Here is a 21,844-nt window from a genome sequence, read left to right on the forward strand (position 1 = left end):
GGCGGATCATTTGGGATAGTAAATCACCATGTTCAACCGAACCAAGGCATTCCCAGCGTTGTGATAAACATGCGGCACGTCTGCACGGAATCGAATGGCATCTCCACGATTCACTGTGTATGGATTTTCATCGACGGTGATCGTTAGACCGGGTGCAATCCCCTCCATTCGAAGCAGCTTCGCTTTCATCTCCAAGCCGCCACGATAGCCGGTGAGCCTTCCGTCCTTGCCGATAACACGATGGCAGGGGACGACGATGGGCATGGGATTGGCTCCGCACGCGGCGGCCACGGCCCTGACAGCGGCGGGGTGTCCGATGGACGCGGCAAGGTCGGTGTAGCTGCGGATCGATCCGAACGGGATCTCGAGCAAACCCCGCCAGACGCGGATCTGAAATGGGGTGCCTCGGAAGTCCAAAGGCACGGAAAATGCCTGGGTGCGTCCGTCCAGGTATGCCTTCATCTGCTCCACGTATGGGGCCATTTGATCCCGGTGGTGCGTCCGCACGGCACCGGGAACGTGCTTGTCCAGCCAATCCGACAAGGTGTCCAGGGTCTCGTTGGGGAGGGTGACACAGCACAGCCCGTCGTCCGTGGCTGCCAAGTGAAAGGTCGAGTCCTGATGCCGGAGGGTGTCCCAATACACGGGGGTGGACACGGATTTCATCTTGCGGCCTCCTGCGAGGTACCGGCCGTGATATACTGGGCTCGGTAGTCTTTCGGGCTGCATCCGGTCATCCTGCGAAACACGGTGGAAAAGTGCGATGCACTCCGAAATCCCACCGCCAGGGCGATCTCCGTGATGGGTTGGAGCGGCTCGGTGCGCAGAGCCTCTTTCGCCGCTTCGATCCGTTTGGCGATCAGGTAGTCCGCTGGCGTTACGCCGGTCGATCGTTTGAACATCCGGTGCAGGTGATAAGGGCTCATGCTCAGTTCTTGCGCCAGAGCTTCCAGCGTCAAGGGCTCATCGAAGCGGCGATTCACAATGGCTTTCACCCCTTGCACCACTTCTTCTTCCGGCCGCAGGGGCGTGTCGGGGCGGCAACGTTTACAGGGCCGGAATCCTGCGGCTCGCGCTTCGCCGGCATGCTTGAAAATGCGGACATGCTCCGGCAGGGGCGTGCGGGATCGACAAGACGGGCGACAGAAGATCCCGGTGGTGGTTACGCCGTAGAAGAATCGGCCATCGAACGTTGCGTCGCAGTTCACAATCGCTTTCCACTGTGCTTCGTCCATAGATCACGCCTCCTGATTTCACTGTACCGCAATTTCGGCCGCTGAGTCAGCATTTGGGAATATGACCGCAAGAAAGCGAAAGGCGTGTGAGCCCGGCGCGACCATGATGGAAACCTTGACTCCGAAAGCACCATTCGACTTTGCCAAAATGCTGCAACGCCCGTTGTCACGTCCATTGAAGGTCAACGTGATCGATCCGGAGGCGCTCTCCTACACCACCGCCTTGAGACTCCCCACCAGAGTCATCCCGGTCACAATTGTCAGCATGGGCACCGTCGACCATCCCACGTTGCGTCTGACCTGTCCCGATGGCTTATCTGATGAGGAGCGGACAGCTGTACGGGAAACGGTTTGCCGGATGTTTTCCACCGAGATCGACTTGACGGATTTCTACGCGAGGCTGTCCACCACAGAACAGGGGGCGGCCCTGGTCAAACAAAATGATGGTCTGCGGCCAATCATGCGGGAATCACTGCGATGCACCAATTGGGGCTGCCGCTCGCTGTGAAAGGCGGCGTCTTGCGGGCGGCAGCGAGATCGCGCGAGATGGGAGGGCAGTTCGAGGCCAGTTTGCGCGGATAGACGCTCAGGCTCTTCAGCTGATGCTCCAGTTCGAGGTGTTACTGATTGCGCTGTTGTCTCTCATCGGCCCTCTCTTTAAGAAAAACGTAGCCACCCAGGGACGGCCCGCGGGTGGCTGCTCTGTAGTATGGTGCGTACTTTACCCTACAAGTGCGTTCCATTGCAACAGAACGACCAGCACGTTTAGCACGAGCAAGATGACCGGAAACAGCAGGCTTTTCGCGGGGTCTTTCACCCGAATGTGCGTGATGGCAGCGACGAGCATTGTAATACCCAGCCACAAACCTGCCAACGGTGCCACTGCAGGGTACCAAATACCGACGACCATGCCGATGGCACCAATCAACTCCACAATGCCGGTGACGATTCGGAACCATTGTGGGTAGCCGTAGTGCTCAAAGGCTTCGACCTGTCTCTTGTCCCGGAATTTGGAAAAGGTTGCCATGAGAAACATGAGTGCCAAAATGACCTGTAGTACAATCGCGGCGATATGCACAGTTCTTACCTCCCAATACTGTGTATTAATAGAGCACAGTTATAGTTGCAGAAACTGAGCAATGCTTAAGCACAGTATAGGGGGAAACTGTGTTTTCGTCAAGCTCAGTATCCCAAATTAGGGTTGGCGGCTTTGAGCATTTGCCAGATCGGCAACCGTATATTCGTCGAGCAATTTGAGTATCTGTTCTTCGGCTCTCTCGGCTATCTGAGCAAACACGGGGCACAGATCCTGTCGGTGAGGAAAGTTCTCATCGAGCGACTCGTCCAGCGCGGCGGACAAGGGATTGGACACTTGGAGAGCGCGATAAACCTCTGAAAGTTTGATGAGATTGGCGGGTTTCGCAAGAAGGTATCCACCGTCACGTCCTTCACGCGCTTTGACGATATTCGCCTTTACGAGCGGTGCCATGACGCGGCGCATGAATGTAACGCCGGCGTTGGTATTGTCCGCGATAGACGTACTGGAACACACATGATCTGAATCCATCAAGATGACCAATGCCTGTAACGCTAATCCAAACCACCTGGGGCTCACCGAATTCCCCTCTTTAACAAAATCCATCAATCATCACCAGACCTTGTTGTATCTCAAGTTGGCACGATATTGGCGCGATAATTGTTCCTTTGTGCGAATTATACCCGTTTATGCATTGGATTTGTGAGGAGCATCATGACGGAAAAATGCGGTACCCATGAATCCTGGCCACACAAACCCAGGTCTTCATTATTTGGGAATCACGGTGAACGGGCGCATCATGTCGTTGTCTTCATGCTCAAGAATGTGACAGTGCCAGGGGAATTCTCCCGTATAAGGTTCAAAGCGAGCAATAATTCGCGTGACTTGCCCTGGATGGGCACGCACCGTATCCTTCCAACCCCGCTCATTTTCGTCTGGTTGCATTGGGGGACCCGTCAACACAATGTCCCCTGTCGACAAGTACTTTTTGACGTTGAATCGTTGGCGGTTGACAATTTGGAAGTGAACAAGATGAATATGGATGGGATGCGTGTCCGCGGTTAAATTAACAAGACACCACATTTCGGTACTCCCTGCACGAATTGTTTCTGTAACCGGGTCACTCCAGCGTTTACCATCCAGCAGTAACAGCTTCCGCCCATACTCATCCTTCGATTCTACGAGAGTTAAATATCTCGTCCGTCTAGCTGCCTCTTCGGTAAGTGGTTCAATTCTTCCCAGATTCCTGGGTATCGAGCTCACATCTTGATCACTAAGCGGAACGGTCACCCGAAACTGCATAACTTGACCCGTCGTATCCGGATCCGCTGGCTTGCCACTCGGAAACGGTGTGGGAGCATGGTTTCTCAACAAGATGTTTCTACCCTCCATGCCTTTAAAATCCACAATGACGTCTGCTCGTTCCGCAGGGGCAAGCAGAATTTGATGAACTTTGACGGGGCGCTCGAGCAGACCACCTTCGACCCCAATCTGGTAAAAAGGTTGCCCGGAGTCGAGGCTCAGTGAGTAGAACCGCGCATTCGAAGCGTTTAGAATGCGAAAACGGTATTTTCTCGGTTCGACCTCGAGATACGGCCAGACCTTTCCGTTGACCAGGATGGTATCGCCAAAAAACTCCGGAATTACAGACGGATTTGGCGTGACCCCGGGTATGGCGTCACTTGGTTGCCGTGGATATGACAGCGATCCATCGGGATTCAATGATTTGTCCTGAATGGCAAGAGGAATTTCGTATGACCCACGCGGCAAATTCAAGGCATCTTCATGATCATCCCGAATGATGTAAAAGCCGGCTAAACCGGCATATACGTTCAAACGAGTGATTCCAACGGCATGGTCGTGGTACCACAGAGTTGCTGCTCTTTGCGGATTGGAGTACTTGTAAATCATCTGTCTCCACTGGGGTCCCCTGCGCAGATATCCGTTCGTGAACCACGCCTCAGGATGTCCATCGTACTTCGATTTCATCTTGCCGCCATGAACATGAACAACGGTGCGCACTTGAGGTTTGTCCGCTTCAGCTCCATGTATCGTGGTATCCACCGGTAAAAGGTGTTTGTATGGAAGATTGTTTATCCACTTGATTCTTACCAGTTCATTTCTACGGACTTCTATGGTTGGCCCAGGCACGACCCCCTCGTAGCCCCAAAGGGTGGTAGCCGGAAGTTCAGGATGGAGTGATTGGGTAAACTGCACCATTTTCACTTCATAGTAAGTACCGCGTTCATCCCGATAAAGGGGCTGTAGAATGCCGGGAATCGGCAGTGGTTCGACAAACTTGGTCAGCCGCATAAGTGGTTCCCCCCGCAAATCATGGTCATCATTAAGTAATGCGGGGGAGAAGTTCAAGATGTATCTCACTTTGCGGCAGGGTGCAGTCATTTGCCCATAACGCGGAGGCGTGGATGACAGGTCAACAGAACTTATTGTAAAAAGTCCGTGCAGTGTCACCAAGATGAACATGGGAAATGACGCGTAATGTATTGTTCGCCATACCTTGGCAGACATTTTTTCTCTGAGGTATGACGTGATAACGAGCAGAATCCAGCCATACAGTGTCAAGACTCCCAATCCCGTGTAGAAGGGGCGATACTTCGCTGCAAAGGCTATCAACAGACTGAGTACGCCAAACGGGACGGAGGTGTCCTGGTAAAGGGCCCACAGATGGAAAAAGAGAAACGCAAGGACCAGCAACGCAGCGTATTGATGCATCTGCGTCATCAGTTTGCGAAGTTTCCATTTGTCCCGGAGAGCACTTGTCGTCGAAGCGCCGAGCAAGACCGCCAGAGACAGCAAACAATAGGACGTAAATCCTGCAGATCTGGCCATGTACCAGTAGAACTTGTTCGCGGTGGCCTGGCCTGGGCTCACCACGTGGATGGCCGCATATGAACCGACAACGATGAAGAAGGTCAGTGTACAGGCAACACCAAACGGAACCGTTGGCGTTCATTCAAGAGTTCCACGAATGGATCACCTCACCCGTATTCAACACGAGGACCCAGCCGGCCACTGTGTGATCCTTGAGCCAGGCCGAGCCACGCTCACGGCCCAAGAGCAGACCGACTTTTGCCATTACTTCAGCTTGAACAAGGTCTTGATGGACGACTGTACACGAGACCACATCAGACTGAACCGGAAGGCCGAGGTACGAGTCAACGATATGGTGCACGGTCTGCCCGTTGAACGTCCACTTTCGCCGATACGTACCACTGGTAGCCACTGTCATGTCGGACACATCCAGTGTGAGCACATGCGCTCCGGCCGGATTGAACGGGTCGGCAATTCCCACGCACCACGGACGGTCACCATGCGTCCCGCAACAGACCATGTCGCCGCCGGCGTTGAATAAAAATTGAGAGATTCCTTGGTGCCTGAGAATATCAGCCGCCTGTTGAACAATCCCCCCTTTTGCAGAGCGGATTGGCAAGACAACTGTACGAGAGGTTCTTCGATACAGTGAAAGGCAAAGGGTGCACAGCGGTTCGTTGTGTGACGTCTCCAGTGAACAAGGGATCCATCCATTTTCATTTACGCATGGGGTTTCAGATCGAACCAGGTGATGCCGAGGTCGACGGCGTCCAAGTCAAGACGAATGATGATGGCCGGGGCCACAGCCGGGTGCGGTTCGTACGGGACCTCCTGCCGTCGGCACTCCGTTAGATCCAGAGGACGGGAGGCTGCAAAATTGGAGAAAAAGAGCAAGTTTGCGACGTTCATCCTATCGTTTATTGTTCCTGGAACAGGCCATCTGTACCTCGGTTATCAGACCCGCGGTCTGCAGTTGATGGCCGCCTTTTTCGGATGCATTGTGCTCATGTCCTTGATGCCCCTCGTCTTTTCGTTCGCGCTTGCAATCATTTGGATTTATGGAATGTTTGATGCGCTGCAGAAAGCCACGTACGTGAACCTGCAGAACCGGGACAACGCCAGTGGCGTATCGGGTGACTCAGTGGGTGCGCAGCCTCCCATGGAAGAGGACGTTCTTTCAAAACACCCGGAATGGGTGGGGGGCGTCTTCATTGCCCTCGGGATCTTCGCCATCGTCGGGGTGTTGTTTCCGGACTTCTGGTCCTTCGTTCGCCGTCTCCACCTGGGCACGGTCATTGTTGCGCTGGCGATGATTGGGTTTGGCCTATGGCTCATCCTCAACCGGCATTCAGACAAGAATGAATGAATGTTTGATTTGAGACAGATTGGGGTCGATCACTTGAAACAGATCAAAATTGGCATTTGGACGACGGGGCTTGGTTTCGTTGCCCTTGGACTCATCCTTCTGCTTTCGATGAACGGGTCCATCCCCTTGAGCACGCTGAAGTATCTGTGGCCCATCCTGCTCGTTGTGTTTGGCATGGAGGCGATTCTCACGCGCACTCTGCGGCCGGATGCGCAGCTACGGTTCAGCGGATTCAGCATTTTTGTCATTGTGGTCGTCTGTCTGATCAGCTTCGCCGGAAGCGCAATTCCTCGGCTTAGCATGTCGCCGTCCTATTTGGTGGGCGTGAGCGGGCATCTCCAGGTGGGCGCTGACGTCCGGAAAGTGGAGATTCGGCTCGTGGATGGAAATGTCACAGTTCAGGGAACGGCGTCAAACGAAGCGACCTACACCGGGGAACTGCGGGTGTTCGCTTCTTCGGAGGAGACTGCCAAGAACGAGTTGAACGCTCAGTGGAAGGCGGCCGTAAACGGAGACACGCTCGTGCTCATCCAGAAGCGGCAGACGGCTTCTCCAGACTTCGGGTGGTTCCTGTGGAACGCGAAGCATCCGCACTTGGAAGTCCAGGTGCCCAACCGGCTTCTCTCCACCGTGCAGACGACGAACGGAGAGGTAGTGGTCACGCACATGAATGCGGACAGTCAGGCAGATACCTCAAACGGAGCGATCACGTTTGACGGCATTCACGGCAGTGTCATCGGTTCCACGTCCAACGGCGGGGTGCATGCCAGAAGCATACAGGGCGCTGTGGACCTGCACACCTCGAACGGGAACATCCAGATCCAGGACGTGGCGTCCAAGGTGGCAGGCCGTACGACCAATGGAGAAGTGGAAGTGGAATCCGCGGTTTTGGGAGACTGGACGCTCATCACTTCCAACGGCAGTATTCGCGTGCAATTGCCGAAGCAAGGGAACAACGTCCGGATCACGGGGGACACCTCAAACGGCCGGGTGAGCGGAAACGTCCCTTGGCAGTATTCCGGGGACGACCACGACCATGGAACCGCGACGTTGGGCCAGGGCGTGCACACGATGGAGTTGCGGACGTCGAACGGATCGATACAAGTCAACCAGGGAGATTGAAGCTAGGACGTGGCCCTGTTCATATTGAGTTCACACGTGTGAGGTACTTTTCCCTCAGATTCAGGGTAATGGAGGAATCCGAGTGGACAGTGTGAAGGCGAAAACGGAGTGGGCCGTGGAGGCGCATGGCCTTGTCAAGAGCTTTGGCAGCAACCGAGCGGTCGATGGGGTCGACCTGAAGGTCCGTGCTGGAACCATTTACGGCGTGCTGGGGCCAAATGGGGCCGGGAAGACCACCACCGTCCGAATGTTGGCGACCCTGTTGCGGCCAGACGCAGGTTCGGCGCGCATATTCGGGTACGATGTGGTGAAGGAAGCGCAGATTGTGCGCCAGCTGATTGGCGTGACGGGGCAGTACGCATCGGTGGACGAGACGCTCACTGCGACAGAGAATCTTGTGATCTTTTCCCGGTTGCTCGGGTTAGGGAGAGCCGAGGCACGGCGGAAGGCTGCAGAGCTGCTGGAGGAATTCGGCTTAACAGAGGCTGCGAAACGTCCCTTGAAGCAATTCTCCGGAGGCATGCGCCGCCGTCTGGATCTGGCTGCTAGCCTGATTGCTCAGCCGCCGCTTATCTTCCTGGACGAGCCGACGACCGGGCTCGACCCACGCACGCGAACGCACATGTGGGAAACGATTCGGCGTTTGGTAAAGAGCGGATCGACCGTCGTGCTGACAACCCAGTACCTCGACGAGGCGGATCAGCTTGCGGATCGGGTTGCGGTCATCGACCGTGGCAAGGTGGTCGCCGAGGGCACGGTGGATGAGTTGAAAGCCTCGGTTGGGACTTCGTCGCTGCAATTCCGGGTTCATGACCCCAAGGATACGGAGGAAGCTCGCCGGATCGTGAACAGGGTTCTCGGCGTCCAGTCGGTTGTGTCCTCGGTGTCCGGGAAGATCACGGCACCCATGATGGATGCAGACAGGGTCACCGACTTACTGGTCAGACTGCGGGAGGCAGGCATCAAACTGGCAGAGATGAGCGTGCAGAAACCGACGCTCGACGAGGTCTTTCTTACCATCACTGGGCACGGCGTAGAGGATCAGTCACAGTCCGTCGAAGAATTGAACGAAGCGGAGGCGATGCAGAGATGAGCAGTATTCCCATGACATCGGGTATCCAGCGTCCGCTCAGGAATCGTACGAGCTTCCGGCAGACGTTGAGCCAATCGTTCACGATGGCCTATCGCGGGCTGTTGAAGATCCGGAGGACGCCTGAACAACTGTTCGACGTGACGTTCCAACCCATCGTCTTCACGCTGATGTTCACGTACATCTTTGGCGGGGCGGTATCCGGGAATGTGCACAACTATCTGCCGATCATCATTCCCGGCATCCTGGTGCAGACCGTCATCACGACCTCGATTGTCACGGGTGTCCAACTGCGGGAGGACATGGACAAAGGCGTGTTCGATCGATTCAAGTCCCTGCCCATCGCCCGCATCGCGCCCTTGGCGGGCGCCCTGTTGGCCGACACCGTCCGGTACACCATCGCGACGGTGCTCACCTTGGTCATGGGATACATCATCGGCTATCGGCCTGGAGGCGGTCTCCTGAACACGGTCATCGCAGGGATTCTGGTGATGGCGTGCTCATGGGCGGTCAGCTGGATCTTTGCCTTCTTCGGCGTGATTGCGCGGACCGCGTCCAGCGTACAGGGGATTTCGATGCTCATCCTGTTTCCTCTGACGTTCCTGTCGAACGCATTGGTGCCCGTGAATACCATGCCGCACTGGCTTCAATGGTTCGTGAAGATCAATCCCCTCTCGCATCTGATCACGGCGGTTCGCGATCTTGCGAATGCGGGGACGGTCGGCAGCGATCTCGCCATTTCGCTCGTCGGAGCCGCCGTCATTGTGGTGATCTTCGCACCGCTCACGGTACGCGCCTACATGCGGCGGACGTAAGCCGTACGCGACGGCAAACACCGGCAGCACCATGCACAGGATTCGTCGGGCAGAGCGAGGGACCGCAGACCTCTGTGGAGGTTGGCGGTCCCTCTGCGCTGTGCGTCGAAGAACTATGAGGGGTCGGATTCTGAAGGACGAATGGGCAAACGAACGGCAAACGTCGTACCCACGCCGACCTGGCTCTCGACGTCGATCTCCCCGTGGTGCATGTCGACGATTTTCTTCACGATGGAGAGACCCAAGCCGCTTCCACCGCCGCTGCGGGCTTTGTCGGCTTTGTAAAACCGCTCAAAGATGCGAACGAGTTCCTCATTTTTCATGCCGATCCCGGTATCTCGCACGCAAACTTCTGCCCACCTGTCATCCATCGTTTGCGCCGAGATGAAAATGCTTCCCTGTGGCGGCGTGAATTTGATGGCGTTGGAGAGCAGGTTGATCCAGATGTGGTTGACCAGGTCTTTGTCCGCCTCAATTTCGATGTGAGGCAAGGAGAGGTCAATTTCCAGGGACTTTTGCGTCCACATGGGTTCGAGGGACAACACCACATCCCGGATTTGCCGATCCAGCCTGAAGGGTTCGGGAGAAAACGGATGATATCCCGATTCGAGGGAAGTCAGCTTCAGCAGATTGTCGCCGAGCCTCGACAACCGCTTGCTCTCGGCCTCGATGATGCTCAGATAATGCTGCCGCTGCTCCGGGGACAAGTTCTCGTTTTTCAAGACGTCGATAAATCCGGAAATCGACGTCAGCGGTGACTGGATCTCATGGGATACGTTGGAGATGAACTCCTGACGCATCGCTTCCAATTGAGCCAGTTCCTTCGCCATGTTGTTGATGGTGTGTACCAGTTGCCGAAACGGGTGATTCCCGCCGCCCGGTTCGTGTACCTGGTTGACGTCGATGTGGATGTTAAAATTCCCCTTCGCCATCTGGCGCATGGCGTCCAACAGGGAGTGCCAAAACGCGTGTTGCTTCGGAGCGGTGATTTTCCCTATCACAACGCCTGTTGTCAGCAGCAGCAACCAAGCTGCGATGACCGATGTCATGTACACGACGTACGCTTTTGGCTGCATGCCAAGCCATCCGTAAACGCCGGCCGCTGTGAAGTAGGCGAGGAAAAAGACGGCGAGGACGGCCATGAAGACCAAGGCGGACAACAACACGCGCAGGACAATGGATTTTTTTGAATCCGAACTTTGCGGGGACGGTGTGGCGGACGTGGGGTGTCCAGGATCCACCCGTGTGTTTTGTTGCCTTTGACCGTCGCGGATACGCACTATGAGCATACCTCCAGGCGATATCCGAGGCCACGGACGGTACGAATCGTAAAGGAACCATTGTCTTCGGGGAATCGATCCCGCAGCCGTTTGATGTGCACATCCACAGTCCGTTCGTCACCGTCGAAGTCGGAACCCCAGATGTCTTCAATCAATTGATCGCGCGACAACGTTTGCCCGGGATAGCTGGCGAGTTTGAACAACAGCTCGAACTCCTTTCGCGGCAAGGAGAGACTTTGCCCGCCGAACCTGACTTCAAACGTCTTTCTGTCCATGAACAACTCGCCGATCCGAATCACCTGCTCGGTGCTGATCCGGTACCTCCGCAGCAACGCTTTCACCCGCGCGACCAGCTCCGCGGGGTGGAACGGTTTCACCAGATAATCGTCCGCTCCCAATTGCAAACCCTTGACCTTTTGGGGAGTTTCGCCCAGCGCCGTCAGCATCAGGACCGGCAGCGCGGACTCTTCCCGGATCCGTCGGCACAACGCCCAGCCATCGATCTTGGGCATCATGATGTCCAATATGACCATGTCCACTCTTTCACGGTCCAAGATGTCGAGCGCCTGCAGACCGTCTGCAGCCTCCATCACCGAAAATCCGGCCTGCTTGAGGTACAGCGCAATCAATTCGCGAATGTGCTCATCGTCATCCACAACCAACACTGTCGTCAAGGTTGCCCTTCGCCCCCCTACAGGTCCATCGTACCAAGCCATCCACCGGGCGGCAATCGGGTTCGACCGGATGCCTGGATGCCGGGTTTCCGTGGGCGGGGACCTGCGGTAAGATCGGGATCGAGAGAGGAGAGTGCCAGATGAGAATAGAGGATCTCTTTCAAATTGCCACGTGGGGCCAGCTTGCGTTTGATCCTGTGCGCCCGAGGCTTTACTTCAGTGAATCTCGCCCGGACAAACGGACGAACAAGATGCACCAACGGATCATGATGCTGGATACGTCGTCAAGTACTCCGGAACCGATCGCGCTGACGAACGGACCCTCAGATCTCCGGCCGCTGCCCTCACCGGACGGCCAATGGCTCGCTTTTTTGTCCCGCAGATCCGGCAGTGCTCAAGTCTGGTGCCTCCCGCTTCGGGGTGGAGAGCCAACGCAGCTCACATCCATCAAGGGCGGTGTGAAGGACTTCATTTGGTCTCCGGACAGTCACGGGCTGGTCGTGGTCGCACACATCGAGGAAGGGAAAATCGAGAAAGAGTCAAAACTTTGCGAGCCAGGCCCGGACGCGTCCGACGTCGAACTCGAACAGTATTATAACCGCGATGTCAAACGCATCAAGCACCAGTATTACAAACTGGATGGTGAGGGTTTCTTTGACAACGGCCGGGACCAGTTGGTCTGGGTGCCGCTCGAGGGTGAGGCGGAGTTGCTGACCAGCGGCAAAGATCATTTCGGCGGCCCGGTCTTTTCACCGGATGGCGAAAATCTGTTCTGCCTTCACCGCGATTACGATCCCGAAGGCCCCCATCCCGGCATCACCCACGTCGAGCAGCTTTCGTGGAAGACGCGCGAATGGACTCGAGTGCCGCTTCCGGATTGGTCCATCGGCGGTCTGCAAGTTTCTCCCGATGGCAAGCATCTCGCGTTCTATGCGGAGAAGCCGGAGGATATGGGCTACGGTTTGACGACATTGTACCGCTGGGATTTCGCGAACGGCGTGCTCACCGACTTGTCGAGTCATTTGGACAGGCATATCGGGGACGAGAGTTCGACGGACGTGCCGGCGCTCTCCACGGCAAAGCCAGTGTGGCACGGGGATCAGGTCCTCATGCTCCTGTCGGACGAAGGTCGCGTGACCCTCACGTCGTTTGGCATAGGTGATCAAGTTACCCGGCTCTGGGACGAGACGCGCGTCGTCTATGATTTTGCGGTCAAAGGGGACGAGGTTGCGCTGGCCATCTCCGATCCCACTCACCCGTCCGGAATTGTCCTGGCCCGCTTCGGGGAAGCGGAGCAGCCGGCCATCTGGGCGCCGACTCCCTGGGCGGACGATGCCGAAGCCAACGGTCCGGTGGCGCCGGAGGAACTGTGGGCCACCGAATCGGACGGCACCCGCGTGCACACCTGGTGCATCCGTCCGAAAGGGGCGGGCAAGCATCCCGTCATTCTCGAGATCCACGGCGGGCCGATGGCCATGTACGGCTACCGGTATTTTCACGAGTTTCAGTGTCTGGTTCAGGCCGGGTATGCGGTGGTGTACACGAATCCGCGGGGATCGACGGGGTATGGCAAGCGTTTCTGCGACGTGATCATGGGACAATGGGGCGACAAGGACTACCGCGATGTCCTGGCCGGGCTGGACGCGGCTCTCGCGGCCTGGTCTGACCTGGACGGGGACAATCTGGGCGTGGCCGGCGGGAGTTACGGTGGCTTCATGGTCAACTGGATTGTCTCGCACACCCAGCGGTTCCGGGCGGCCGTGACGATGAGGTCGGTGGTCAACCGGTTCAGTGCGATGGGCTCCAGCGACATGGGCTGGCTCCGCGTCCCGCAATACGGGACCAAACCGTGGTGGGAAGAACCGGAACCGTACTGGCAGCAGTCGCCGCTTCGATACGCCTCGAACATCCATACGCCGCTGCTCATCGAGCACCAGGAGAAGGACTTCCGCCTGCCCATCGAGCAGGCTGAGCAGTTGTACAGCGCGCTGAAGTACCTGGGGCGTACGGTGGAAATGGTCCTCTACCCGGATGAATCGCACGGGATGAGTCGGACCGGGAAACCGTGGCACCGGGTGCATCGCTTGCGCACTATCATCGACTGGTTTGACCGGTACTTGAAATAAGAGATACGGTTTACCGCGGCTGGCCCAGCACCCTGGAAGGGGATTCGAAGGCACGCGACCGGACGGCCTGCTCCTGCGACGTCTGGCGACGAGCGTGCCGGGATGGCAGCCTGTCCTGGGTGCGGGCCAGCATTCGGCAACGCGGGTACGTCTGGACGTGATGCGGCCAAAGTTGTTTTACGAAGTCCCGGCAACTTGCGATCCCGCAGGTGGAGCTGGAGTGTCTTCCGGGTTGTAACCGATATTCCCGAAGTTGCGCAGGGCAAGGTTGTACCCGACGTTGCGAATGATGTTCCACCACAGCCCGGTTCGAGACTTCCACATTCGTTCGAAAATGGAAGAGGCGGAGTAAAACTGCCGTGCCGCCCACTCCGTCCCCATCAACAATTCTTCCGGGGACATTTGCGCGGGCTGGAAGACGACGTGCTTCTTCCCATCGTACTTGGACCAATCCCGGGTGAGAATTCTGCCTTCAGCGTCCAGACGCCGGAACAAGGGCGTATTCGGGAACGGGACCAACACGCTGATGGTTGCGGAGTCCAAGCCAATCTCTTTGTAAAACTCCACGGTTCGGCGAAAGATGCTCTTGTCGTCGCCGTCGAAGCCAAACACGGTCCCCGCCTGCACAGCAATCCCATAATAGTGGAATCTGCGCAGGACTTCCTTGTATTCTTCCACCTTGTTGTGACGTTTGTTCGATCCGTTCAGACTCTCCTGCGAAATGGTCTCCAGCCCGAGGAAGAGGGCCTTGCATCCACTCTTTGCGGCCAGTTCCATAAACTCGTCATCAAAGGCCACATCATGGGTCGCCTGGCTCGTCCACCAGCGTTTGAACGGAGCGATGGCCCGGAACAGAGATTTGGCATACTCCCGATTGGCTCCGATGTTGTCATCCCAAAAGATGAGGGCTTTGCCCGGCATCACTTTCACTTCTTCGACGATTTCTTCGATAGGGCGGTAGCGCATTCTGCGTTGGTACATTGCGGGAATGCTGCAGTAGTCACAGGCGAATGGGCATCCGCGCGTTGCGATGGTGATGCCCTTACCGTAGACGCGCCCTTTGATCAAATCCCAACGCGGGTGGGGCATGTTTTTCAAGTCGGGCAATTGGCTGCATTTGTAAAACGGCTTCAGAGTGCCTTGTTCCACGTCCTGTATAATGGCCGGCCAAACCGTTTCCCCTTCACCGATGACAACCGCATCCGCGTGTTCCTTGACTTCCTCCGGCATGAGCGTTGCGTGAGGTCCGCCAATGACCGTGGGGATGCCGCGGGATCGGAATCGGTCTGAAATGGAGTAGGCATGCGGTGCAGCGGGCGTGTTGGCGGTGATGCCGACGAGATCGACATCGATGTTAAAGTCAATCTTCTGGACGATCTCGTCTACGTGAATCACGTCCCAGTGTTCCGGCGTGTACGCTGCGATGAGAGGCATGGTCAATTGCGGGAAGCGGATCAATCTGCGGTGACGGACAAATCTGGACTCTGCGGATTCGGCGGTAATGAGTAACACACGTCGCTTGTTGGATGTCCTTCGTTTCAGCATTTCAAACCCCTTCGTTCCTTCTTTTATCCATGATACTATAAATTAAGCAAATTACGGAACTCGCGGAGCATTCGGAGGTCAATCATGAAGGTGGGTTTTTGGCAGCGTGTGCTGGCATTGACGATTGACGAGATTCTCCTCGTCGGAGTGACGGCCTTGGCGCTCGCATGCCTGAATCGCTTCGACATGTTTCACTCCTGGTGGACTCGGATTCTGTTTTACGAGCTGGTTGATTATAACTACTACACCCTGTGCTGGCGGTTTGGAGGTCAAACGGTGGGGAAGCGGATCATGCGGGCCAAGGTAGTGCGGATGGACGGGAGCCCGCTCTCCTACTGGGATGCGGTCGTTCGGTACTGGGTGTGGATGGTCGGCATGGCTCTGGTGGGCATCGGATACTTCTGGATTGCATGGGATAAGGAGAAGCGTGGCTGGAACGATCACGTCGCGAAGACGAGGGTGATCCGGGTTTAGCCTGCGACCGGTGATGGAGGGGCCACCGTCGGGGGGCGGCAACATCATTTGCTCCTGCGGTGAATAGGTTGACAGCAGGCAGTGGGGATTGTCCACGGTCATTCGCGCGGGTTTTAGACAGGTCCTGGTCCAATCCCCTAGGTTGAGCTGCCTGAATGAAGGTTTGCGAGTCATAAGTTATTTGATTTTACAGGTGAATTCGATCCCGTTTCCAATTGGAACGGTGACCGAAACGGCCTCATCCATAAGACGAGCCAATCCTTTATATGCTTCTATTACTATCCAGTCTTGATGCGATATCATGTTATCCGCGAGGATAATCCCTCCGACACTCAATTTGTCCCACACCATGCTGAGATAAAACGGATATTCGTCTTTGGTTGCGTCGAGGAATACGCAATCAAAGGAACCTTCCAGCGACTCAATGGTTTGTAGCGCATCCCCCTCGATAAGCTCCACATACTCCGAAAGTCCGGCTTTCTCGAAGGTTTGTTTCGCTAATTTGATTTTAAAGTCGCTATACTCGCAAGTGATGAGCTTTCCTCCGTTTGCACGGGCTGCGTCCGCCAGAAATAGCCCTGAATATCCACTTGAGGTCCCAATCTCCAAGATACGTTTGGCTTTACTATGTCGCAGGAGGGCATTAAAGAACAGGCCAGTTTCCCGCGATATATGCCATAGTCCCTCTGGAAGTTCAGAGGTTTCCTCCAATCTTTCGAGTTCATCTAACACCTTGAGAATCTTGGAATCCTTCATTGCTGCTCCTCCAATCCTCAACTGCAGTTCATTCACGAATCAGGGTACCGTCACATGTCCATCAAGCGCTATAGATTCAAGAAGTGAGCGATCCTTTCAAGATGTTTCTCTCTGCTTGAATACCCGCTGTACAACCGTTCCGTCACTGTGTTCGGACCCCCAAAGAAAAACCGTTCGTATTGTATTTGTCGCCCTGCAAACGAACTCGCACTTAACTCCCACGCAAGGCGATGTAAAGCGACGACGTCTTGTGGGTCCATGTCATACAACTTGAAATATTTTTCAAGACAAGAAGCCAGACTTCCTTGAAAATCCTTCTCCGACGGAATCATGATTAACCCGCTGCTTGCGAGCGTTTGTACAATTTCCACCATTCGATAATAAACCTTTGGAAAGTAATAATTAGCGACTAACATCGTATTTTTGTTCGGAACCATGATCCCCCATCGATTTTTTGCAGCCTTGTTTTCAGCTTGGGTCATCATGGATTCCAGGATTTCTAAGACCGTTATGATTTCACAAACCTGTTCTCGTACGGCCGGGGAGTCCAGAGCGTAGCTCTTGACCAAATATTCAACAAGCCCAAGAAAGAATTTTGTTTTTGCAATATATCGGCAGAGGATTTGATGGCTAACATGGGCGTGAAATTGGCTTTCTGCAATGAAAGCATGTGCAAGACCTGCGTCTCCATACAGGAAAACCCGATCTCTCGGAACTTGTACGTGATCACATAAAACCAGGGTATCCATCTCTTCAAATCGGGAACTCAAAGGGTAGTCATAGATAGAGTCTCCCTGGACGTAACTTTCCCGACAAAGAAACGTAAGGCCGGGAGAGTTACTCGGAATCGCAAATGCAAATGTGTATGGGTTGTCTTCACCGAATGACGGAGTAGGAGTTGGGAAAATAAGAATTTCTTCCGATGTAACACCCTGAGTGGCTAATAAAAATGCACCACTGACTACGAGCCCATTCTTATTGTACTCATGTACTTTGGCGGCAATTGAATCTTCAAACTCGTCCCTGAACATGGAAATTCGGCTCGCTATCGGCTGAATAAATGCATGGGATAGCGTGATGTCAAGTTCCCGGCAATATACATAGTAATTTTTCAGATTGTCTGCGTACTCAGGGTTTAACTCGGCAAGCAAGTCTGCTGCCGAAAAATATGCCATTAATGCTGTGTTCATATAGTCCGGTGAACGGCCCAGGTATCCATGGTGGCGGTCTGCCCACAAAGACATCATGACCCTGCGTCTCTTTAAGTCGCTTCTTGTCTTCGGGGGCAAAAATGACAATCCAACAGGCTCTTTCATCAATGGAGATGGGTAGGTCATTCGGTCGATATATTCGTCTTGCCCCTGCATGTCGTACAGCATGGATTGGGTAGCGATGAGTCCCCGGAAGGCTGGATGTTCCGATATGTCCCCGGTCACTGGATTCCCGCGAAAAACCACATTCGGCTTTAACCGGTTAATGGATTGTCTATACTGTTCGCCGTTCTTGATCGGCACTCTCTTCACCACCACTCCAATACTGATGAGTTATCGTATGCAACCGTGACCTGTCTGGCCTACGGTCATTCACCCAAGGCACACGTCCCTCCCATAAATAGGCCGGAGGACAGTTTCCTGTAGGAGTCCGTCGTATCGCCCGCTCAACGGGCCGATTTCGAGCGCCGGTTCAGGACAAAACGCCTGGGCGGCGCTATGTTCGTTCATGGGCTTGGCATTGACTGCATTATCTTGTGGGCTTGGCGTGAGATGGTGCGAGCAATGCATCAACACGTTTGATGTAGTCCACAACCTTTTTAGATTGAGCATTGTTCTTGAGATACTCCGCCACAAAGCCTGCATTTTGCTGGGAAATTCCAGTTCCGAATCATTCAATGGTGATGCAGCCCATCTCCCCGCCTGCAATACCGATCTGAACAGCCGCCTCGTTTAGGTTTCCTTGATCGTAAAAGGAAACCGCATTGTGAATCGCCGGAATGAACGCCATCATTTCATGAGAGATCGTAGTGCTGGTTCGATGAGCTGGTTGCTGGTTCCGCCCGGGTCGTGTCGTCAACGTACGGTCTGGGAAGTGGCACAAGATTGGGCGAGCGCGTGGCCGGACACCCTGCCCGTCCGGCGGTCTCCGGCATACTGTACGACATGCCGTGCGCAGGGAGGGGACGTGAGTGGACCGTCGGCCACGCCCCTTTTCTTGTTTACGACGGTTCGGCGAGAAGGATGGCGGACCGGGGCGCCGGCCCGGGAGGTGAAACGAATGGTCTCGAGAGCGCAGTGTCAACAGTATGTGGGTCAGTGGGTGCGTTTCCATACTCGGTACGGGCAACACGTGGGGCTCGTGGAGCGGGTGACCCCAGACGCGCTGATCGTGGTGTCTCCGGCGCGGTGCGTCCCGAAACATGTACCGAGCATGGCGGTCGGCACGGATGAACAGAAGCTCGATCTCGCGCTCGCCTGGTGGGGCGGCTACGGCCCGGGTGTCGGGGGCGCCTACGGCCCGTATGGGGGTTGGGGCTGGGGCGGGCCCTTGGCCCGCTGGGCGGTCGCCTTCCTCAGTATTTACGCGCTGTGGGGTCTGTTGTTGTGGTGACGGGCGAACGGGACGAAGGGCGATTCGGGACCAGTCGGGAGACTGGTCCTTTTGTCCATTTGGACAGGCCCGCGCCGACGGTCGCCCCGAGGATGGCACCGATCACGATGCCGGCTCCGCCAGCCTGCAGCCACGTGCACACGAGAGCCGCAGCGGCGCCCGTGAGGGCGGCGGCCAGGTGGGCAAGTGACGTTATGCTCATGAGGAGCAGGGCCAGGAACAGCGCGGGCAGGGCGAAGTTCAGGTCGGCTGAAAGGCCCGCAGGTGCAGCCTGGCCGATGACAGCGCCGGCAAAGGTGCCCGCCACCCAGCTGGCGTAGCAGGTGAATGAGAGGACGATCTGAACGGCTGGATCGGGCGGGTGCTGTAAGAGCCTGCCGCTGGTGACGGCGAAGACCTCGTCCGTCAACCCGAAGGCGGCGAGCCACTTCTTCCTCTCCGGCCAACGGGTGAACGCAGGGCCGAGCGTCGTCCCGTACAAGGCGTGGCGAAGGTTGACCAAGAGCACCGTGGCCACGGTGGCGGCAAAGGGCGCGCCCGACGAGACCAGGCTGACGAGCATGAACTGGGCTCCGCCCGCGTATACGGCGACGGAGATGAGTACCGCCAGCCACACGGGCAGCCCGCACTGCACGGCGATCACGCCGAAGGTCATGGCGATGGGGAAATACGCCAACGCGATAGGGGCCGCATCCTGAAGCCCCTGGCGAACGGCGGAAGAAAGCATCACCGTCACCTCCCGGTGGGATGAGCAGCATATCAGGTCAACGGGTGGATGAGCGCGAAACACACGACACCGACGGCGACCGTCCACAACAGGCTTCGCGTCTTCCACGCCGCGATGGCCGTCGGCAGGCTGGCCAAGAGGGTGGGATTGTGCAGCGGAGGCAGCGCTTGGCCGCCCGGCAGCACCAAAAGCGGGCCGAGCAGCGCGCCGAGCACCGCCGGGGTGACGAACGATAGCCAGGCCTGTGCCCATGAGGGCCAGGATACGCGGCTCCCCAAGCTCAGCGATCCCGCGCGGATCAAGTACGTACCTACTCCAATCAACAGGACTTCCAGCAGGGTGAGGCTCATCGAAGATCCCTCCGGGATCGCGTGCGTCAAGAGAAGTATATCATAACATACAGAAAATCTGTTATGATGCCTGCAGGAGGGATGTGGGTGGAACCGGATCGACTGACGGCGCAGATCGGGGCCATCCTGCGGCGGTTGCGAAAGGAGCGGGGATGGACGCTCGACCGCTTGGCGGAGGCCACCGGCGTGAGCAAACCGATGCTCGGCCAGATCGAGCGGGGGGAGTCCAATCCCACGGTGGTGACGCTGTGGAAGATCGCGACGGGTCTCGGCGTGCCCTTTTCGACGTTTTTGCAGCCGCTGGAAACGCCGCAGGTGACGGTCGTTCGCCGGGAGGAGCAGCCGGTGGTGGCCGACGACGGCGGGGGATATGTGGTCCGGAGCCTGTTGGCGATCCGCCATCCGCACGCGGCCGACGTGTACGACGTTCGCCTGGCCTCCGGGTGCGTGCACGCGGCGGAGGCGCACGGGCCTGGGGTATCGGAGGGGCTGTGGGTGCGCGAGGGCGTGCTCACGCTGGTCGCCGGTGAGCACCGGTACACCCTGACAAAGGGGGACGCCGCGGTGTTTCGGGCGGACTTGGCCCACGTGTACGAAAACGGCGGGGACGGGGTGTGCGAGTTCACCGTGTTCCTGACGTACGCGCGGGCGGCGGACAGCCCGTTGCCATAAGGCCGCTTCAAGACACCAGCCGCCGGATGCGCTCTGCGAAATCCAACGGCTCCGCCGCGGGAGCGGGACGGTTCTCCTGGCGGGCCTGCGCGCAGGGGGCCAGCGCGGCGTAAAACTGGCGCAGGTGCTGGAGCACCTGGTACTGAGCCATGTGCCGGCGCAGATCGCTCGGGGACGGGGTGGCGGGAAGCTGCATGAGCGACAGTTCCGCGCGCCGGAACGCTTGATCCGCGAGGCGGGCGTGACATGGCCGCCCGGCGATGACATGAGCCAATGCCCGCTGGCAGAGGCGCAGGGCCCGGTAGAGGTCGGGGTGCATCCGGTACCCCGAGAGATGCTGAAGCGCCCGATGGACGTCGCGTGTGCGCTCCAGCGCCGACTCGAGGGCTGCGAAGATGGCTGTGGGATGAACGGCGGCGGGATCGACATCCAACCGGCGGAAATGGCGCAGGTCCTCGGCGACGTACTCAGCGAACCGGAACCCCTCCTGGATGCGCTGCCGGACCTCGTCAATGCGGGCGCGAAAGTCAGGATAGGCGGTCATCATCCCCCGGTCCACGTCCCGGCGAAGGATCTGCCACAGGGAGGACAGTCCGGCCTCGCACTCGTGGATGAAGTAGCGCACCGCGCCGGTGTGGGACGGGCGGACGAGTACATTCACCAGCGTGCCGAACCCCATGCCGATGGTGACCAGCGCGAGCTGGTTCAGACCGCTCGCCACGGAGGAAACCCCGTCGGCACCCATGGTGTTGATGACGATCACGACGGCGATCAGCAGCGACTGCGTCCACCGCCACCGGACGTGCCATCCGAGGACCAAGAGGACGATGAGCCCGATCCACCACGCCGACCGGCCCAGGGCGAGGATGGCGCCCATGGCCACGGCTGCGCCAATGCCGGCGCTCAGCCACTGGCGCACGCCTTGGCGCAGGGAGCGGTGGACGGACGGCTGGACGGCGAGGACGGCGACGACCCCGGCGAACTGCGGGGACATCAGATGCAGGGCGCGTGCGGTGGCGATGGACAGGGCGATGGCCAGGCAGGTCTTGACGGTGCGGGGCCCCACGGCGGGGAGGAGCGAGCGCAAGCGGCCGAAGTCGGCCGAACGGATGCGGGAGCCGAAGGCGGACATGGACATCA

General features: G+C 57.1%; 24 protein-coding genes and 1 pseudogene. 10 read left to right on the forward strand and 15 right to left on the reverse strand.

Annotated features, from left to right (window positions below; all coding sequences use genetic code 11):
• Positions 1-6: 6 nt before the first annotated feature.
• Positions 7-666 carry a methylated-DNA--[protein]-cysteine S-methyltransferase gene (locus N687_RS0116210; protein WP_081841491.1) on the reverse strand — a complete coding sequence of 220 codons (660 nt, stop codon included), beginning with the start codon at positions 664-666 and terminating at the stop codon, positions 7-9.
• On the reverse strand, positions 663-1,235 hold the full coding sequence (locus tag N687_RS0116215) for a bifunctional transcriptional activator/DNA repair enzyme AdaA (RefSeq protein ID WP_029422856.1): 573 nt from the start codon (positions 1,233-1,235) through the stop codon (positions 663-665). The genes N687_RS0116210 and N687_RS0116215 overlap by 4 nt, the downstream gene beginning before the upstream one ends.
• Positions 1,236-1,296: 61 nt before the next feature.
• Between N687_RS0116215 and N687_RS21400 the strand changes: the two genes are divergently transcribed.
• Complete coding sequence (locus tag N687_RS21400; protein WP_156040191.1) at positions 1,297-1,743, forward strand: hypothetical protein; 447 nt, start codon at positions 1,297-1,299, stop codon at positions 1,741-1,743.
• Between the two features lie 213 nt (positions 1,744-1,956).
• Here N687_RS21400 and N687_RS0116225 read toward each other — a convergent pair whose 3' ends face one another.
• From N687_RS0116225 to N687_RS25600, 5 genes and pseudogenes are all read right to left on the reverse strand, one after another.
• Complete coding sequence (locus tag N687_RS0116225) at positions 1,957-2,313, reverse strand: DoxX family protein (RefSeq protein WP_029422857.1); 357 nt, start codon at positions 2,311-2,313, stop codon at positions 1,957-1,959.
• 117 nt (positions 2,314-2,430) lie between these two features.
• Positions 2,431-2,877 (reverse strand): Rrf2 family transcriptional regulator, encoded by a 447-nt coding sequence (locus N687_RS0116230; RefSeq protein ID WP_029422858.1) that lies wholly within the window; start codon positions 2,875-2,877, stop codon positions 2,431-2,433.
• Between the two features lie 162 nt (positions 2,878-3,039).
• Positions 3,040-4,584 (reverse strand): multicopper oxidase family protein, encoded by a 1,545-nt coding sequence (locus N687_RS0116235; RefSeq protein ID WP_029422859.1) that lies wholly within the window; start codon positions 4,582-4,584, stop codon positions 3,040-3,042.
• Positions 4,585-4,752: 168 nt separating this feature from the next.
• A pseudogene (locus N687_RS25595) lies at positions 4,753-5,121 on the reverse strand (ferric reductase-like transmembrane domain-containing protein); the annotation flags it as partial.
• A 124-nt stretch (positions 5,122-5,245) separates the two neighbouring features.
• A complete protein-coding gene (locus N687_RS25600; protein WP_197029308.1) occupies positions 5,246-5,722 on the reverse strand; it encodes an FAD:protein FMN transferase in 477 nt (158 codons plus the stop codon).
• Here N687_RS25600 and N687_RS23420 point away from each other — a divergent pair.
• The 5 genes from N687_RS23420 to N687_RS0116265 all read left to right on the forward strand — a co-directional run bounded on the left by N687_RS23420 (position 5,716) and on the right by N687_RS0116265 (position 9,496).
• On the forward strand, positions 5,716-5,955 hold the full coding sequence (locus N687_RS23420; RefSeq protein WP_269320502.1) for a GNAT family N-acetyltransferase: 240 nt from the start codon (positions 5,716-5,718) through the stop codon (positions 5,953-5,955). The two genes, N687_RS25600 and N687_RS23420, sit on opposite strands and share 7 nt — an antisense overlap.
• Before the next feature lie 25 nt (positions 5,956-5,980).
• Complete coding sequence (locus N687_RS0116250; RefSeq protein ID WP_029422861.1) at positions 5,981-6,469, forward strand: hypothetical protein; 489 nt, start codon at positions 5,981-5,983, stop codon at positions 6,467-6,469.
• Between the two features lie 33 nt (positions 6,470-6,502).
• A complete protein-coding gene (locus N687_RS0116255; RefSeq protein WP_197029309.1) occupies positions 6,503-7,591 on the forward strand; it encodes a DUF4097 family beta strand repeat-containing protein in 1,089 nt (362 codons plus the stop codon).
• An 82-nt stretch (positions 7,592-7,673) separates the two neighbouring features.
• On the forward strand, positions 7,674-8,684 hold the full coding sequence (locus N687_RS0116260; protein ID WP_231493509.1) for an ATP-binding cassette domain-containing protein: 1,011 nt from the start codon (positions 7,674-7,676) through the stop codon (positions 8,682-8,684).
• A complete protein-coding gene (locus N687_RS0116265) occupies positions 8,681-9,496 on the forward strand; it encodes an ABC transporter permease (protein ID WP_029422864.1) in 816 nt (271 codons plus the stop codon). The genes N687_RS0116260 and N687_RS0116265 overlap by 4 nt, the downstream gene beginning before the upstream one ends.
• A 113-nt stretch (positions 9,497-9,609) precedes the next feature.
• On the opposite strand, the gene N687_RS0116270 is transcribed toward N687_RS0116265, so the two are convergent.
• Both N687_RS0116270 and N687_RS0116275 read right to left on the reverse strand, forming a co-directional pair.
• Positions 9,610-10,776 (reverse strand): sensor histidine kinase, encoded by a 1,167-nt coding sequence (locus tag N687_RS0116270; RefSeq protein WP_231493510.1) that lies wholly within the window; start codon positions 10,774-10,776, stop codon positions 9,610-9,612.
• Entirely contained in the window at positions 10,776-11,450 is a 675-nt protein-coding gene (locus tag N687_RS0116275) for a response regulator transcription factor (RefSeq protein WP_029422866.1), read from the reverse strand. Before N687_RS0116275 ends, N687_RS0116270 begins: the two co-directional genes overlap by 1 nt.
• A 140-nt stretch (positions 11,451-11,590) precedes the next feature.
• On the opposite strand from N687_RS0116275, the gene N687_RS0116280 reads away from it, so the two are divergent.
• Entirely contained in the window at positions 11,591-13,576 is a 1,986-nt protein-coding gene (locus N687_RS0116280; RefSeq protein ID WP_029422868.1) for an alpha/beta hydrolase family protein, read from the forward strand.
• Between the two features lie 177 nt (positions 13,577-13,753).
• Here N687_RS0116280 and N687_RS0116285 read toward each other — a convergent pair whose 3' ends face one another.
• Positions 13,754-15,121: a B12-binding domain-containing radical SAM protein gene (locus tag N687_RS0116285; protein WP_051663356.1), complete on the reverse strand. Its 1,368-nt coding sequence runs from the start codon at positions 15,119-15,121 to the stop codon at positions 13,754-13,756.
• Between the two features lie 84 nt (positions 15,122-15,205).
• On the opposite strand from N687_RS0116285, the gene N687_RS21405 reads away from it, so the two are divergent.
• Positions 15,206-15,595 carry an RDD family protein gene (locus N687_RS21405; RefSeq protein WP_051663357.1) on the forward strand — a complete coding sequence of 130 codons (390 nt, stop codon included), beginning with the start codon at positions 15,206-15,208 and terminating at the stop codon, positions 15,593-15,595.
• A gap of 177 nt (positions 15,596-15,772) precedes the next feature.
• On the opposite strand, the gene N687_RS0116295 is transcribed toward N687_RS21405, so the two are convergent.
• Complete coding sequence (locus N687_RS0116295) at positions 15,773-16,351, reverse strand: O-methyltransferase (RefSeq protein WP_035462431.1); 579 nt, start codon at positions 16,349-16,351, stop codon at positions 15,773-15,775.
• A 68-nt stretch (positions 16,352-16,419) separates the two neighbouring features.
• The gene (locus N687_RS0116300) at positions 16,420-17,865 is read right to left on the reverse strand and encodes a 4-hydroxyphenylacetate 3-hydroxylase family protein (protein WP_029422872.1); all 1,446 of its coding nucleotides are present in this window, start codon (positions 17,863-17,865) and stop codon (positions 16,420-16,422) included.
• Positions 17,866-18,622: 757 nt separating this feature from the next.
• Between N687_RS0116300 and N687_RS0116310 the strand changes: the two genes are divergently transcribed.
• Positions 18,623-18,955 (forward strand): hypothetical protein, encoded by a 333-nt coding sequence (locus tag N687_RS0116310; protein ID WP_029422873.1) that lies wholly within the window; start codon positions 18,623-18,625, stop codon positions 18,953-18,955.
• On the opposite strand, the gene N687_RS0116315 is transcribed toward N687_RS0116310, so the two are convergent.
• Positions 18,918-19,682, reverse strand: coding sequence for an AzlC family ABC transporter permease (locus N687_RS0116315; RefSeq protein ID WP_051663358.1), 765 nt, complete (start codon positions 19,680-19,682; stop codon positions 18,918-18,920). The two genes, N687_RS0116310 and N687_RS0116315, sit on opposite strands and share 38 nt — an antisense overlap.
• A gap of 32 nt (positions 19,683-19,714) precedes the next feature.
• Entirely contained in the window at positions 19,715-20,032 is a 318-nt protein-coding gene (locus tag N687_RS0116320; RefSeq protein ID WP_029422875.1) for an AzlD domain-containing protein, read from the reverse strand.
• A gap of 87 nt (positions 20,033-20,119) precedes the next feature.
• Here N687_RS0116320 and N687_RS0116325 point away from each other — a divergent pair, with 87 nt between their 5' ends.
• Positions 20,120-20,704, forward strand: coding sequence for a helix-turn-helix domain-containing protein (locus tag N687_RS0116325; protein WP_051663359.1), 585 nt, complete (start codon positions 20,120-20,122; stop codon positions 20,702-20,704).
• A gap of 7 nt (positions 20,705-20,711) precedes the next feature.
• On the opposite strand, the gene N687_RS22470 is transcribed toward N687_RS0116325, so the two are convergent.
• Positions 20,712-21,836: an FUSC family protein gene (locus N687_RS22470; protein WP_051663360.1), complete on the reverse strand. Its 1,125-nt coding sequence runs from the start codon at positions 21,834-21,836 to the stop codon at positions 20,712-20,714.
• Positions 21,837-21,844 lie beyond the last annotated feature (8 nt).

This window comes from Alicyclobacillus macrosporangiidus CPP55 (assembly GCF_000702485.1).
Classification (GTDB): Bacteria; Bacillota; Bacilli; order Alicyclobacillales; family Alicyclobacillaceae; genus Alicyclobacillus_H; species Alicyclobacillus_H macrosporangiidus_B.

What these genes read in the sequence shown, in the direction of transcription:
- N687_RS22470 (WP_051663360.1), bottom strand. Translation starts at nt 21,836, where the DNA reads ATGTCCGCCTTCGGCTCCCGCATCCGTTCGGCCGACTTCGGCCGCTTG.
- N687_RS0116215 (WP_029422856.1), bottom strand. Translation starts at nt 1,235, where the DNA reads ATGGACGAAGCACAGTGGAAAGCGATTGTGAACTGCGACGCAACGTTC.
- N687_RS0116285 (WP_051663356.1), bottom strand. Translation starts at nt 15,121, where the DNA reads ATGCTGAAACGAAGGACATCCAACAAGCGACGTGTGTTACTCATTACC.
- N687_RS0116235 (WP_029422859.1), bottom strand. Translation starts at nt 4,584, where the DNA reads ATGCGGCTGACCAAGTTTGTCGAACCACTGCCGATTCCCGGCATTCTA.
- N687_RS0116295 (WP_035462431.1), bottom strand. Translation starts at nt 16,351, where the DNA reads ATGAAGGATTCCAAGATTCTCAAGGTGTTAGATGAACTCGAAAGATTG.
- N687_RS0116315 (WP_051663358.1), bottom strand. Translation starts at nt 19,682, where the DNA reads ATGCTTTCTTCCGCCGTTCGCCAGGGGCTTCAGGATGCGGCCCCTATC.
- N687_RS21405 (WP_051663357.1), top strand. Translation starts at nt 15,206, where the DNA reads ATGAAGGTGGGTTTTTGGCAGCGTGTGCTGGCATTGACGATTGACGAG.
- N687_RS0116210 (WP_081841491.1), bottom strand. Translation starts at nt 666, where the DNA reads ATGAAATCCGTGTCCACCCCCGTGTATTGGGACACCCTCCGGCATCAG.
- N687_RS0116265 (WP_029422864.1), top strand. Translation starts at nt 8,681, where the DNA reads ATGAGCAGTATTCCCATGACATCGGGTATCCAGCGTCCGCTCAGGAAT.
- N687_RS0116230 (WP_029422858.1), bottom strand. Translation starts at nt 2,877, where the DNA reads ATGGATTTTGTTAAAGAGGGGAATTCGGTGAGCCCCAGGTGGTTTGGA.
- N687_RS21400 (WP_156040191.1), top strand. Translation starts at nt 1,297, where the DNA reads ATGACCGCAAGAAAGCGAAAGGCGTGTGAGCCCGGCGCGACCATGATG.
- N687_RS0116320 (WP_029422875.1), bottom strand. Translation starts at nt 20,032, where the DNA reads ATGAGCCTCACCCTGCTGGAAGTCCTGTTGATTGGAGTAGGTACGTAC.
- N687_RS0116310 (WP_029422873.1), top strand. Translation starts at nt 18,623, where the DNA reads ATGGTCTCGAGAGCGCAGTGTCAACAGTATGTGGGTCAGTGGGTGCGT.
- N687_RS0116280 (WP_029422868.1), top strand. Translation starts at nt 11,591, where the DNA reads ATGAGAATAGAGGATCTCTTTCAAATTGCCACGTGGGGCCAGCTTGCG.